The sequence below is a fragment of the Exiguobacterium sp. BRG2 genome (genome assembly GCF_031844245.1).
In the GTDB taxonomy this organism is placed as follows: domain Bacteria; phylum Bacillota; class Bacilli; order Exiguobacteriales; family Exiguobacteriaceae; genus Exiguobacterium_A.
The window spans coordinates 140,610-154,968 of record NZ_JAUZUW010000003.1 but is presented as its reverse complement, the minus strand read 5'-3'; the positions used below and the strand labels follow the sequence as shown (position 1 = coordinate 154,968).

The following is a 14,359-nucleotide window of genomic DNA, read 5'->3' as shown; positions in this document are numbered from 1 at the left end:
TTCCCCCTTGTCATCTATGGGCGGTTCAAGAATTGTTCCCGTTCCACTTGCGTATAGAGTTCCCCTTGACCGAAGCTTTTATGGAAGGCATTGACTTGTCGCCAGATTCGTTCAAACAGATCGTTATCGACCGTCTGAATCAACGTCTCACGAAACGCTGCATCAGATGCAACAACTGGTGCAAGCACCGAAAGGTCATCCAGCTGCGCGAGCGCTGCTTGCTCAAGCAAGCGGAGCGTTCCTGCCAAGTCTTCAAACTTCGAATCGCCAGTCACTAAGAATTGAGCGATGATTTGAATATAGGTATGATCGTCACGGTTCAACAGAAAGCTTCCGCCTCCGTGCCGTGTCTCGATGATGCCTAAATAAGCGAGCGTCCGTAATGCTTCTCGTACGGACGGTCGGCTGATGGATAGTCGTTCTGCCAGTTCCCGTTCCGATGGGATTCGGTCTCCTGGAACTAATCCATCTTGTTCGATCATCAATTTAATCGCCGCGATATTGGCTTCAAACGCATTTCGTTTCTTCTCCATATCGATACGGCACCACCTTTCTGACCCTTCAGTCGGTTGCTTTAATCGGTGGCATTGGTCAGACCAATTACCCTTTATTATAACAAATCTTATTACCTACTACTAGTTTGAGCGAGGCACATTTTTCAGGACAACATGATCCTCACCAAACTGCATACGTAGACGAGCTAATAATTCCTCATCATGCCGAACCGCATAAAGTGACGGTAACGATTTCGTCTCGCGTGAATCAGCGTAGCGAACGACGACTGGAATATCGCCTGGCGTAGCTTCTAACAATTGTTCGAGTGTGGCTAGCTCATTTTTTGATGTTAGCTTGACGAACAATACATCTTGTCCGAGTGGCCGGAGCCGTTCCAAAATGAATTGGCGCTCCCCTTCACGATCTTGAACCTTCAACTCGATCAATAAGACATTCCCTAAGTAAAGAGAACGACGGAACCGCTCATATTGACTTGGGAATACGACGACTTCTTCATTTGAATACCCATCGACCGCTTGAATGACCGCCATCACTTGACCGCGTTTCGTCTTGAATTCTCGGATTTGATCAATATAGCAGATTAAATAATGCGTGTCTGCTCCGACACTAAGATCATGAAAATAAGCAGATTCGACCGGTGCTTTCATCGCTGTCGTCAAAGGAGAATACGTTAACCAGAATCCGAGTGCATCTCGTTCCAGGCGTGCCCAGTCGGAATCGCTTCGTTTCGATGACTTCTGTGTCCGGCGTTTCCCGAGGATTGCCAGTTCGTCCGGTAATAAGGTATTCGATGATTCCGTGAAGTACTCGAGCACCTCTTGTTCAGCGAGTCCACGATCGCCGTGCGTCGCTCGGTCTAATGCGCCACTATAAAGCAGTAATTCGATTTTTGCTCGTTCCTTTTTACCCCATCCGACATGAGTCAATAGACCGGCGATCGTCGCCGTGTGCTTCGACGCTTCTTTTAACCGTTCGAACTCTCGCTCGGAAATACCTTTAATCACATGGATTCCAAGTCGAATCCCCTTTCCCTCTAGTGAAGAACGATAATCGGAAATCCAGACGTCCGGTGATAGGACAGGGAGACGTCGTTCGCGCATCAACCGGACAAGGCGTTCCGGTTGTTCCACCGAAACGAGAAAGAAAATTTGCGGGAAATGCGCTTTGATATACCCAAGGGCATAACTAATCTTTGAGTAGGCGACTGCATGACTTCGGTTAAATCCATATCCGGCAAAACGTTCGATTTGTTCATAAAGTGAATGCGCTACTGTATCATCGAATCCATTCGTTCGTGCACCTTCTAAAAAATGGAGACGTTCCTGTTCGAGTGAATCCGTACTCTTCTTGGAAATCGCACGTCGTAATATATCTGCTTGAGCAAGCGTAAAACCAGCCACTCGGCGTGTGATTTCCATGACTTGCTCTTGGTAGACGATGATGCCATATGTCGACGCCAGCACCTCTTCTAATACAGGATGTACCATCTGATAAGGTTGACCGGCTTTTCGTTTTGCGTACAGATCAATGAATTTCATCGGTCCTGGACGATAGAGCGACATCGTGGCGACCAAATCTTCAAATCGATTCGGTTTCACTTCTCGCAATGTTTGTTTCATGCCTGGTGATTCGAATTGGAAGATATCATCCGTCTCGGCGCGGGCAAAGACTTGGAACGTCGCACGATCTTCTTCTGGAATTTGCGAGAGCTTAAAAGAGGGGTGTTCTCTTCGAATCAATTCTTCCATCCGACGCAAACGACTAAGATTGCGCAGCCCCAGCAAGTCAATCTTCAGTAATCCTTGACGTTCTAATGCTTGCATCAGGAACTGCGTCACGTATCGCTCGTTCGGTCCTGTCTCTAAGGGTGTCGTCTCGACGAGATTCTCTGACCCGATGACGACGCCGGCTGCGTGAACCGAACGTTGTCGCGGGAGACCTTCGACTGCTTGCGCTAGCTGTAAGAGTTGTCGACGTTTTTCACTTCCAGAGAACCAGCGATACGTCTGTTTATTTTGTTCGATTCCTTGTAATGTCGTCGATTTCCCAAGTTGTTTGACTGCAGCATCCAGTTCATCTTTTGAAAACTCCAGCGTTCGTCCGACGTCTCGCAGAGCGGCTTTGGCACCAAGCGTTGATAATGTCCCGATTTGGGCGACATGGTCTTTTCCATAACGCATTACGAGATCTTCTAATACCTCTTCGCGTCGTTCATCTTCGATATCGATATCGATATCCGGCATCGAAATCCGCTCTGGATTCAAAAACCGCTCAAAGAGTAATCCATATTTCAACGGATCAACCGTCGTGATTCCAAGCGCATAACTAACGAGAGAGCCTGCTGCCGACCCACGACCAGGTCCAACATGAATGCCTTTCGCCTTTGCTCGTCGAATAAGTTCCTCGACGATCAAAAAATAATCAGCAAATCCGGTTTGTTCGATGACGGACAGTTCATAGGCGAGCCGTTCCGCCGCTTCTTTACTTTCATGACCGTGTGCCAGTAATCCTTCTTCAGCATGCGTCCGCAGCATCGCATTCGAATCTTCTGCGACGCGTGGTAATGGACGTTGCTGGAACGGTAATTCTAAGCGTTCAGATGTCGCGGCAAATTGCTCAGCCATCGTGATTTCTCGCTCCGTAAAGTCTTCGAGTAACTCTTCTCGAGTCTTTAAATGCATCAGACGATCTGTTTTTTGATCTTGGAACGTCGTTGCTTCACGTATCGCACGTATTGCTTGATAAGCTGGGGCTTCAGCTCGATGAAGATAACGGACAGGATCGACCGGGATTGTCTCTACACCGAGTGATGCGGCTACTTCCCGATAACGCATGCGACTCTCTCGCTCGACGGTCGAGCGACTCGAAGTCACTCCCATATATGTACGCGCTCCTTGAACGTGTCCCATCCACTGCACGACGGAACGACGTAGACGTGTCATATCTTCCGATGCCTGACGAAGCGGAACGAGCACCGCAATGAGCGATGAGGCTTCAATAACCGGTTGTTCACTAGCTAATCGGTACAATTGACGTAAGCCATCAGAAGAAAAAGCAAACCACAAGATACAACAGTCTTCTTCCTCGATTCGCTGTTCCCAGCCAATGACCGGTTGTAACTGTCGACGCTGACACGCCTCGATGAATGCCGGAACTCCGGTTAATGTCGTTTCACAGATGATCGCTCGTCCAAGCTGACGATGAACAAGCTCATCGAGGTACGTCTCGATTCGAATCAAACTTTGTAAGGAACTATATTGTGTCCGGACATTTAAGTGCATCTTCTATTCTCCTCTCTCTTCTGATGAAAGCTTAAAAAGTTTTCAGAACATTCATATCTAACTAACTCAAGTACTCGCCATCTGATTTATTATTCGCTACAATAAGTATAGAAATATCATGACGGGTACGGAAGGAGCATTTCTCATGATTTTGAATCGTAGTCAAATCGCACGTGAAAAGGTTGAACAACTAAAGTTAGGTGTTACTGCTTTTACTGAAACGGAAGAAATCGCTGAGAAGATTCGCAAGTCGGTCGCTGAACTTCAACTGAATGTCATTGAAGACCACACAGATCGTGGCGTATGGTTCATTCCGCAACAAGAAACAAAAACGAAATAAGCATAAAAAGGCTGTTCGCTCCGCTTCCTCACGAGAGGAATGAGACCGAGCAGCCTTTTTTCCATTTAAAACTGGAAGTTCGCAGCGACCTCATTCAGACGATTAACGACACGTTCGACTTCACTTAACTGTTCAATCGTCGCACCAGACGCCATTGGATGTCCACCGCCATTGAATTCTTTTGCTACTTCATTGATGACTGGACCCTTCGAGCGAATTCGGACGCGAACTTCCATATCTGTTTCGAGGAACAGCGCCCAGCACTTCATTCCTTGTAAACCGGCAAAACTATTGACGAGTAACGATGCTTGTTCGACCGTTGCTCCAAATTGCTTCAATGTATCCTGTGTCAAAACGACATAACCGACGCCTTGATCCGTCAATTGGATATGTTGAAGAACATATCCTTGTAGATGAAGCGCCGCCAGTTCTGTTTGGTACATATTCCGATACAACCAATCTGTATCAATCCCTACATCAATCAATTGCGCCGCGACTTCAAACGTTCGTTTCGTCGTACCACGGAATTGAAAACGTCCCGTGTCACCGACGATTCCCGCATAGAATTGAATAGCAGCTGATGCTGGAATGTCGTATTCCCATTCATTCAATAGATGAACGAGCAGTTCCGATGTCGAACTCATCGTCGTATCGACGAGTTGCACTGACGCGTATGGATCCTCATCGGGATGATGGTCGATTTTAATGACGTCTTTTCCTGTCATCGCGACCTTCCCGTCAATACGTGCTTGATTCGCCGTATCCAGAATCACGACTAACGCCTCTTTGTATAACTCGTCTTCTACCTGATCGAGCTTCCCCATAAATGACAATGATGTCGCCATCTCACCTGCCGACAACACTGTTTTTTCAGGAAACTGGTGTTGCAATGTCAATTGTAAGCCGAACTGACTACCGAGTGCATCGGGATCCGGTCGTTCATGACGATGAATGATGATCGTATTTGCAGCTTCAATCATTTGTTTGATTTGCTCTTTCACTGTGCACAGCTCCTCTAATCTTGATATGATACTAGATGAAGACAAAAAGGAGGTCCTTTTAACATGCAATTCATCCTCATCGCCCTCATCGTTTTCTCGCTTGGTGGGTATTTGTTAGCAAAACGCCGCGCGTTCCATACGAAAAGCACGAACCGAAAATACTTGTTCAATACACAAGCGAGCATTTGGTTGAGTCTGTTCGTCATCCTATTCGCCGTCAATCAGTTCGTTTCCGGGAACGGATTAACGACACTCGTCGGAAAAGTTGTCTGTTCTATTTTAATCGTCGTCGGTGTTGCTTCATTCATCGCTGGATTCATCCGTTACAAAAAGATTTATCCATATGTCGTCCGTGAGATGGAGCAATCCTGAGCGAGATTCAGAGGAACCGAAGTCAATCGACTTCGGTTCTTTTTGTATTCACTTAACGATCGATGAGTTGAGAAGTCACGAGCGCCTTCGCAACGATTTGTGTACCTTGATACATTTCGACATCGACTTTCCCGAATTTTCGACCAACGTCAAAGACATTGGCCCGGATCGTTACCGTACTCTCGATCTGAACAGGTTTAATGAAATAGATGCTGACGTTTTCAATGACAAGGTCACCTTTCTTCATGTGACGCAACATTCGCGTCGCCCCTTCGACGAGAAGCGTCGTCAATACACCACTTGAAGCAGTCCCCATGAAATTCGTCATTTGCGGAGAAACCTCAAGGGATAAGTACGGTCCCCGTTCGTCCTCTGCCGCTTTAATCTGGCCTGTGATCAGATCATCGAACGTCTCCCCGACCTGCGGCTGGCGATTCGCCAGTTGCAACGCCTTGAGGACATCTTGACGGCTAATGATCCCAAGCAATCGCCCATACTGGTCAATGACCGGTAACATTTCGATGCCTTCCCATACCATCTGATGCGCAGAATTCGTGACACTCGTTCGAATGCCGACCGTAATTGGATGCCGCGTCATGACTTTTTCAACAGCCCAGTCATGTGGACGGTCAATGATGTCCTTCGCCGTCACGACACCGACGACCTTCATTTGTTCATCGATGACAGGGTAACGATTGTGTTTCGTCTGTTCGTTCAACTCGTGCCAACGTGAAATCGGATCCGTCGTCTGTAAATAGAACGTATCATGTAAAGGGATCAAGATATCCGAGACGAGTAAGATTTCCTTTTTGATCAATCGATCATAAATTGCTCGGTTGATCATCGTTGCGACCGTAAATGTATCGTATGACGTCGAAATGATGGGTAACTCCATCTCATCCGCCAATCGTTTTGCATCCTCCGTTGTATCAAATCCACCGGTGATCAATACAGCGGCCCCTGCTTCAAGCACGAGTTCGTGTGCTTTTTCACGGTTCCCGATGATGACGAGACTGTCGACATCGATGTAACGCATCATCGCTTCAAGCTTCATTGCGCCAATGACGAATTTCGTCAATGTCTTGTGTAATCCGTTTCTCCCACCGAGAACTTGACCATCGACGATATTCACGACCTCCGCGAATGTCAGCTTCTCAATATTTTCTTTTTGTTTCTTTTTGATTCGAATCGTTCCGACTCGTTCGATCGTCGAGACGAACCCAAGATTCTCCGCTTCCTTGATGGCGCGATAGGCCGTTCCTTCGGATACGGTCAAGTCCTTCGCGATTTGTCGGACGGAAATCTTCGTTCCGACATCAAGATCTTCGATATGTCGAATGATCTGTTCGTGTTTCGTAGGCATACTGTATCCCTTCTTTTCCTTTTTTCTACTCTCCTGTCATTATACTGTACTACTCCAAAGATGAAAACGTGTACTAGTCTGATTTACGAGAAATGTTTTTCGAATCGGACGATGGTATACTTATGTAGAAAATGAGTAGAGAGGTGGAGTTACATATGAGCGAACGTACGAATTACATTAGTGCTTTCTTGAAAGAACAAGGAATCGATTTAGCCGTCATTACTTCAAAGGCAAATGTCTTTTACTTTTCAGGAGTCTACGCAGAACCTCACGAACGTGTCATGGCAGTCCTCGTTGATGTAACCGGCAAACATGTATTATTCTGCCCAGCACTCGAAGCAAGTATCGTTGCAGCGAGTCCTTGGGAAGGAGACGTCGTCACGTATGAAGATCATGAAAATCCATTCGATCGTTTAGCTGAATTATTCAAGACATTTGAACATTCGAACAATCGGATCGGTATTGAAGGTGAACATATGACGTTTAGTCGATATCAAGAACTGAGCTCACATCTTGAAAATGCAGCCATTTTTGATATTGGTGAGTCCTTACAAGCGCTTCGCTTGAAGAAAACACCGGAAGAAATTGCTATCCTTCAAGAAGCAGCAGCACTTGCGGATGAAGCGATCGAAATCGGTAAACAAGCGATCCGTCCAGGTATCACGGAAATCGAAGTCATTGCGGAAATCGAATATGAAATGAAGAAAAAAGGCGTCCGCGAGATGTCGTTCGATACGCTTGTCCTATTTGGTGCAAACAGTGCTGATCCACACGGTGTCCCAGGTGACCGCGTCATCCAAGAAGGCGATTTCGTCCTATTCGATCTCGGTGTCATTTGGAAAGGCTACTGTTCAGACATTACACGGACCTTCATTTATGGTCAGGCAAGCGAAGAACAGACGAAAATCTATGAAACGGTCCGCCAAGCACTTGAAGCCGCGACAAAAGCGAGTCAGATCGGTACGACACTCGGCTCGTTGGATAAAGCAGCCCGCGACGTCATCACAGAGGCTGGCTACGGTCAGTACTTCACACATCGCGTTGGTCACGGACTCGGAATCGAGGTTCACGAATTCCCGTCCCTCGCTTCAAACAACTTACTGACGGCTGAAGCTGGTATCGTCTACACGCTCGAACCAGGTATCTATGTTCCCGGAGTCGGCGGCGTCCGGATCGAAGATGATATCCATCTTACTGCGGAAGGTCCGGTTGCGTTGACTCGCACACCAAAACACCTTCAATCGATTCCATCATCTTAAATCAGTAAAAACACCTAATCCAAGCGATGGATTAGGTGTTTTTTATTTACTTACGGGATTGATGGACGACATTGACGCCCCCTGTCACATCAAGAATCGCACCTGTAATCATACTTGATTCTTCTGCGAGTAAGAAGGAGATGGCGCGAGCGATATCTTCCCCGACACCCGTTCTTCCGACCGGTGTTTCTTCATCTTGCTCTGCTTCGGAAATCCGTTTCGTCTTGTTATCACCGACGATGTTCCCCGGATTGACCATGTTGACCGTAATGCCGTGCTCTGCCTCTTCAAGCGCCACACTCTTCGTCAAACTCACCATCCCGCTTTTAGCAGCAGCGAACGCCGCCCGGCACACCCATCCTGGCGCTGTCGCACTTTCCGGAAAACCATACGTGATGATTCGACCATAGGCTTGCTTACGCATGACGGGTAATACTTGACGTAACAACCAGAAACTAGCGGTCAGATTCCCGGTAATGACTTCATTCCATTCTTGATCGCTATAATCTACTAATGCTTTCCGCTCGAATATATATGGTCCTGCATTAAGTATCAACGCATCAATCCGACCTTGCTCGTTAATTGCTTGTTGAGCTGCGTGTTCCACTTCTTCTTGGTTCGTCACATCTGCTTGAATCGTCACAAGATTCGGATGTGTAAACTCGGGTTCGGAACGATGGAACGCCGTTACTTTCCATCCTTCTTCCAATAACTGGCGTGTTACTCGCTCTCCCAGTCCTTTTGTACCTGCTGTAATTAACGCGTGCCTCATCTTGGCATCGCCCCCTTTCACTGACTCCATCTTACGATGGAATAGAAAGGTAGGACAATTTTTAGAACTCGTTGAATGTTTCGTCCGCTTCCAGTAAGAGAATGGTATAATTAGAGTGTACTCATCATATCGATTACGAAGGGATGGATTCATCATGGCAATCGTCTATCATAATGTACTTGTAGCAGTAGATGGCTCAAAAGAGGCAGAACGTGCCTTCGAGACGGCAATCGATGTTTCATTGCGAAATGATGCAAAATTGATCATCGCACACGTCATTGATACACGGACGTTCGCAACAGTAGAAGCATATGACCGTACTATCACGGAACGTGCTGAATCTTACGCGAAGGAATTGCTAGACGAATATGTCAAGACCGCTCAAGATCGCGGTGTACAGGAAGTCGAAGTTGCAATTGAATACGGTTCTCCAAAAGTCACGATTGCCAAAAAACTTGCTCCTAATCACGATGCTGATTTAATCATTTGTGGCGCGACCGGCTTAAACGCTGTTGAGCGTTTCTTCATCGGTAGTGTCTCTGAAAGCATTACGCGTTACGCAAAATGTGACGTCTTGATTGTTCGTTTATGAACCACTCTTCCATCAAAAGCCTCTCTCCCTTCATCTCAAAGGAAGAGAGGCTTTTTGATGACCTGCTTAAACAAAAAACCATCGAACCGATGTCCGATGGTTTGAAATCATTTGTATTTTACTGTAACGGTACGACGACCCCAGTTGAATGCTTCTGAACGAGAGTAGTAAAGGATATCCATCTTCTTACCTTTGATGGCACCGCCAGTATCAGCAGCTGTATATGTCCCTTTCAATTTCCCTTTATAATACACTTTGACTGTCGAACGAAGTGGAATGACACGTGGATCAACAGCTACGACTTTCTTTTTCGAGCTTTTGATGTTCCAACCGATTGCTGTCAGGTTGCCACTGCCTGGATCATACGGTGTATAGGCTGTCGCACTCACATTCGTGACTGTTTTCCAACCGCCCGTAGATTGTTTTTTTGATCCGCTTGACGTCACGACTTTCGAGTAACTCGCGCTAAGATAAGCCGTCTTACCTTTGTAGCTTACTTTGTACCAGTTCCCTGTTTTTGCTTTGTACGATAACGTTTGGTTCTTATATAGAAGACCGAGCTTCTTCGAAGAAGTAGTAGCTTTTTGACGAATGACTAGGCTATCGACTGTTGACTTGACGCTTTTCTTAGTTGCAGCCTCTGCTTGAAGACCTGCGAACGAACTGAGTGCTAACACGACCGTTAAAACACTTGCGAGCATTCGTTTCATCATGTATTTTCTCCTCCATCATTGTTTCGTGTTTGTTAACTGAGATTAATATACATGACAAAAGCAGGTAGTGCCGTTACATATAGACCACAAAAATATGTCTGTACTATTACCGTTATGTTACAAAAGACTAATTTTTTTTAAGAAACGACTCTTTTTTAGGTTTATTTTTACGATGATGACGCTTCTTTTTTCGTTGTATGACAATCGTCGTAACAATAGATCATACGTTCGTGTATCACTTTTCTGGGATTTCATCAAAAAAAGGACTAAATCGTCGTATTAACGATTCAGTCCTTTTTAAAATTATGCGTTTTGAGCAACCAATCCACCAACACGAACTGTATCACGTGCGATCATCAATTCTTCATTCGTTGGAATGATAATGACTTTGACTGGTGAGTGTGGATAGTTAATGAAGAGTTCTTCTCCATGAGCTCCATTGTTGAGTGATGGATCCCAGTAAACGCCCATGAATTCGAGACCACGTAGGACACGCTCACGGATTGAATCTGAGTTTTCTCCAACACCAGCTGTGAAGATAATGGCATCAACACCATTCATCTCAGCAGCATATTGCCCGATGTATCCGTGGATACGGTTCGCGAAGATACGGAGTGCCATCTCTGAACGGTGGTTTCCTTCCTTCGCAGCCGTTTGGACGTCACGCAAGTCACTTGAAAGACCTGAGAGTCCGTAGATTCCAGACTCTTTGTTCATGACGTTCAAGACTTCTTCCGCTGTTTTCCCTGTTTTCTCCATTAAGAATGGAATCAAAGCTGGGTCGAGTGAACCAGAACGTGTTCCCATCGTGATCCCTTCAAGCGGTGTGAAGCCCATCGTCGTATCGATTGATTCGCCACCCGAAACTGCTGCGATTGATGCTCCGCTACCTAAGTGACATGAGATCAAACGAAGGTCTTTTAATGGACGACCGAGTAATTCAGATGCACGTTCCGTAACATATTTGTGGCTCGTACCGTGGAAACCATATTTACGGATACCGTATTCTGTGTAGTAATCATACGGTAAGCTGTAAAGGAAGTTTTCTTCTGGCATCGTTTGATGGAACGCCGTATCGAAGACCGCCACTTGCGGCACTTCCGGAAGCAATGCTTGGAATGCCCGGATTCCGATCAAGTTTGGTGGAATGTGAAGTGGTCCGAGTTCTGTATACGACTCGATATCTTGCATGACTTCATCCGTGATCAATACAGAGTCTGCATATTTTTCTTTACCATGAAGAACACGATGTCCGACACCTTTAATCTCATCGTAAGACGAGATGATTCCGAACTCCATTAATTTTTCGAGTGATAACTCGACTGCTTCTTTATGTGTTGCAAGCGGGAGGACATCTGTATACTTTTGTCCTTCACCATATTTAATCGTAAAGATTGCATCGTCTTTACCGACACGTTCAACGAGTCCGACTGCAGTCATCGTTTCGTTCGGCATTTCGAGCAATTGGAACTTCAAAGACGAACTACCTGCGTTTACCGCCATAATTTTTGCCATGATTTTTCCCCTTTTCCATTTGAATCCAATGAACATTCACATCTGTTTAGGTTTTCTTCTATTTCTGTTCTACAACTAGAATAGTCAAATTAACGACAGATTTCAATCACTTTGCGTAATTCATTTTAATTCTGTGTTAATCCATTCATCAATCTGTTTCACCATACCACCAAACGCACGGGCATCTGTGAAAGATGGTAGTTCAGCAAGTAACGCTTGTTTTGGCATCTTCATACCGGCTAAATGATTACGGACGATCAAATAACTTTTTGCTGCCTGTTCTTGTTTGAACATGGTTAACGGCAATTGTAAAATGCCAATGACGTGCGCTTTTGATTCAAAGTACTGTTTCAACTTGCCTTCCGTATCATGCTGGAACAAACCGTTCGGAATGACAAAAACACCGAACCCACCTGGTTTGACGTATTGCATCGCTTGTTCGATCAATAAGAAATGACTATAGCTCATACCCTCATCTCGTTTCAAGATGTAAGAAGCAGCAGCCTCTTCATCCGGATAATAACCGACTGGGAGATCAGCCATCGCAAGATCAACTGGATCTAGCAACAAAGGTCGTAACGCATCTTGATGCGTATACGTAACAGGGTAGTCGAGTAATTCCGTTACAGCTGCCGATAAACGAATTAACGTCTCATCTACCTCAACTGCTTCAGCAGATGTGCCCGTCGAAAGCTGACTCAAGACAGCGTGTAACATACCACCTGTTCCACTTCCTAATTCAAGTAGTCGGATGTCCTCCTTACCTACCAATTTCCCGATTAGATAACCAGCAAACAAAGCGACGCTGTCTGGCGTCGGCAAATGGTTCGGTTGCGCTTGTTTCATCCCTTCTAAAATAGCAAGCGATACTGCCTTTCGAATGACCTCTTTGTCTACATTTTCAGTATGGCGATCGTTCAACCGGTCAATCACAGTCGTCAACGCTTCTAGGTAAGGCATATCAAGATCACGTTCGATTTGTTTTGTTTGACGTGTTAATTCCTTATATAACTTTTCTAACGGCTCCATGTACGTCATCCTCTCCAAAACGAAACGGCCCCCCGTAGAGCGGGAGCCGTTTCTATCATTAGTTCCATTGTAACGCTTCAGCGTCGTTTGTAAACCATTCTTACTTCGCTTCACGTGCTGCAGCGAGTGCTGCTTCGAAATTCACCTCATCCGTTGATTCTTCGAGGTATTCGACATACGTGATTTCGTTGTTCGAATCTAAGACGAAGACAGAGCGAGCAAGCAGACGTAATTCTTCGATTGCCACGCCGTACTGTGTACCGAATGAAAGATCACGGTGATCAGACAATGTCACGACTTGATCAAGACCACTTGACGCACACCAACGACGTTGCGCGAACGGAAGGTCGTTTGAGATCGTCATGACCGTCACACCTTCGATTTTAGCTGCTTCTTCGTTAAATTTACGAGTCTGTGCATCGCATACCCCTGTATCGATTGATGGGACGACACTGATGATTCGAACACCTTGGTATGTATCACGTGTTACAGGCGATAAGTCGTTAGCTAACACTTGAAAGTCCGGTGCTGTTTGTCCGACTTGAACCGCTGTACCTTGAAGTGTGATTGGATTTCCTTTAAACGTTGCCATATGAATTCCCCTTTTCCCCTGATTGGATATACTGTATTTTCTATTTAACTATAGGAATGATCTGCGAAGATGGCAAGTATTCTGCCATAATTGATGGACTTCAGTACCCGTCTTTCTAAAAAACAGGTATAATAAAAGAGTTCATGAAACGCTTTCAAGGGGGAATTGACCATGGCTCGAAATAATGTCTACCTGTACTACCGAAATACACAAAGACACGAGACGCAGGTGCGAAAGTTGATCGATGTCGGTACACGATACGGACTGAATGTCGTCCAAGATCATCGACAAGCAAACATCATCGTCTCGATTGGTGGAGACGGGGCTTTCTTGCAAGCGGCACGCTTCACAGGTTTCCGTGATGATGCGATCTATGTCGGATTCGCTGAAGGACCAAACTCGTTCTACTGTGATTTTGATATCAATGATCTTTCTGCGGTCGAAGCAATCTTTAAAGAGACGGGCAATCGTGTCTCGGATGGCGAAATCGAAGTACGTCGTTATCCACTACTTGAAGCATCCATCAACGGTGGACCACCGATGCTCTGTCTGAACGAATGTTCCGTAAAGTCGAGCATCATCAAATCACTCGCAATCGAAGTCTATATCGATGACTTCCTGTTTGAGACATTCCGCGGGGATGGAATGGTCATCTCAACACCGACGGGATCTACGGCTTATAACAAGTCACTTTCTGGTGCGATTGTCGATCCATTGATCCACTGTCTTCAAGTCAGCGAGATCGCTTCCGTTAACAATAACCGGTACCGGACACTCGGTTCTGCTTTCCTATTGAACCGCGGACGTAAACTCTCGTTACGCATCATTGAGGACGGAAACGATTATCCGATCATCGGGATGGATAACGAAGCACTCAGCCTGACACGAACGGATTCAGTCGATATCCAGCTCTCTGAAAAAGAACTTAAAACCGTCAAATTAACGAACAATACATTTTGGCATAAGATTCAACGCTCATTCTTATGACAATAAAAAAATCTGCCCTGAAGAGGC

Annotated in this window: 14 protein-coding genes; 5 read left to right on the top strand and 9 right to left on the bottom strand. The window is 45.8% G+C overall.

Features of this window, described 5'->3' with window-relative positions; genetic code table 11:
- Positions 1-14: 14 nt before the first annotated feature.
- Positions 15-533, bottom strand: a complete 519-nt coding sequence (locus tag Q9R23_RS05850) for a FadR/GntR family transcriptional regulator (protein ID WP_290754624.1) — start codon at positions 531-533, stop codon at positions 15-17.
- 102 nt (positions 534-635) lie between these two features.
- A complete protein-coding gene (dnaE, locus tag Q9R23_RS05845; RefSeq protein ID WP_311246596.1) occupies positions 636-3,797 on the bottom strand; it encodes a DNA polymerase III subunit alpha in 3,162 nt (1,053 codons plus the stop codon).
- A 145-nt stretch (positions 3,798-3,942) separates the two neighbouring features.
- Between dnaE and Q9R23_RS05840 the strand changes: the two genes are divergently transcribed.
- Complete coding sequence (locus tag Q9R23_RS05840; RefSeq protein WP_214852844.1) at positions 3,943-4,137, top strand: YtzJ family protein; 195 nt, start codon at positions 3,943-3,945, stop codon at positions 4,135-4,137.
- Positions 4,138-4,202: 65 nt separating this feature from the next.
- Here Q9R23_RS05840 and Q9R23_RS05835 read toward each other — a convergent pair whose 3' ends face one another.
- Positions 4,203-5,138: a DHH family phosphoesterase gene (locus tag Q9R23_RS05835; protein WP_214852842.1), complete on the bottom strand. Its 936-nt coding sequence runs from the start codon at positions 5,136-5,138 to the stop codon at positions 4,203-4,205.
- A 63-nt stretch (positions 5,139-5,201) separates the two neighbouring features.
- Here Q9R23_RS05835 and Q9R23_RS05830 point away from each other — a divergent pair, with 63 nt between their 5' ends.
- A complete protein-coding gene (locus Q9R23_RS05830; protein WP_035406252.1) occupies positions 5,202-5,510 on the top strand; it encodes a YtpI family protein in 309 nt (102 codons plus the stop codon).
- Positions 5,511-5,562: 52 nt separating this feature from the next.
- Here Q9R23_RS05830 and Q9R23_RS05825 read toward each other — a convergent pair whose 3' ends face one another.
- Entirely contained in the window at positions 5,563-6,873 is a 1,311-nt protein-coding gene (locus Q9R23_RS05825; protein WP_023469046.1) for a DRTGG domain-containing protein, read from the bottom strand.
- Between the two features lie 155 nt (positions 6,874-7,028).
- Here Q9R23_RS05825 and Q9R23_RS05820 point away from each other — a divergent pair, with 155 nt between their 5' ends.
- Positions 7,029-8,132, top strand: coding sequence for a M24 family metallopeptidase (locus Q9R23_RS05820; RefSeq protein WP_290754619.1), 1,104 nt, complete (start codon positions 7,029-7,031; stop codon positions 8,130-8,132).
- 46 nt (positions 8,133-8,178) lie between these two features.
- On the opposite strand, the gene Q9R23_RS05815 is transcribed toward Q9R23_RS05820, so the two are convergent.
- Positions 8,179-8,904, bottom strand: a complete 726-nt coding sequence (locus tag Q9R23_RS05815) for an SDR family oxidoreductase (RefSeq protein ID WP_035406245.1) — start codon at positions 8,902-8,904, stop codon at positions 8,179-8,181.
- A 154-nt stretch (positions 8,905-9,058) separates the two neighbouring features.
- On the opposite strand from Q9R23_RS05815, the gene Q9R23_RS05810 reads away from it, so the two are divergent.
- A complete protein-coding gene (locus Q9R23_RS05810; RefSeq protein ID WP_029342342.1) occupies positions 9,059-9,496 on the top strand; it encodes a universal stress protein in 438 nt (145 codons plus the stop codon).
- 107 nt (positions 9,497-9,603) lie between these two features.
- Here the strand turns inward: Q9R23_RS05810 and Q9R23_RS05805 are convergent, their stop codons facing one another.
- The 4 genes from Q9R23_RS05805 to tpx form a co-directional block, all read right to left on the bottom strand.
- The gene (locus tag Q9R23_RS05805) at positions 9,604-10,209 is read right to left on the bottom strand and encodes a 3D domain-containing protein (protein WP_035406242.1); all 606 of its coding nucleotides are present in this window, start codon (positions 10,207-10,209) and stop codon (positions 9,604-9,606) included.
- A 303-nt stretch (positions 10,210-10,512) separates the two neighbouring features.
- Positions 10,513-11,724, bottom strand: coding sequence for an acetate kinase (locus Q9R23_RS05800; protein ID WP_214852837.1), 1,212 nt, complete (start codon positions 11,722-11,724; stop codon positions 10,513-10,515).
- A gap of 120 nt (positions 11,725-11,844) precedes the next feature.
- Entirely contained in the window at positions 11,845-12,753 is a 909-nt protein-coding gene (locus Q9R23_RS05795) for a class I SAM-dependent methyltransferase (protein ID WP_023469052.1), read from the bottom strand.
- A 100-nt stretch (positions 12,754-12,853) separates the two neighbouring features.
- Positions 12,854-13,351, bottom strand: a complete 498-nt coding sequence (gene tpx, locus Q9R23_RS05790; protein ID WP_155960139.1) for a thiol peroxidase — start codon at positions 13,349-13,351, stop codon at positions 12,854-12,856.
- A 165-nt stretch (positions 13,352-13,516) separates the two neighbouring features.
- Here tpx and Q9R23_RS05785 point away from each other — a divergent pair, with 165 nt between their 5' ends.
- Positions 13,517-14,332, top strand: a complete 816-nt coding sequence (locus Q9R23_RS05785; protein ID WP_023469054.1) for an NAD kinase — start codon at positions 13,517-13,519, stop codon at positions 14,330-14,332.
- Positions 14,333-14,359: the final 27 nt, after the last annotated feature.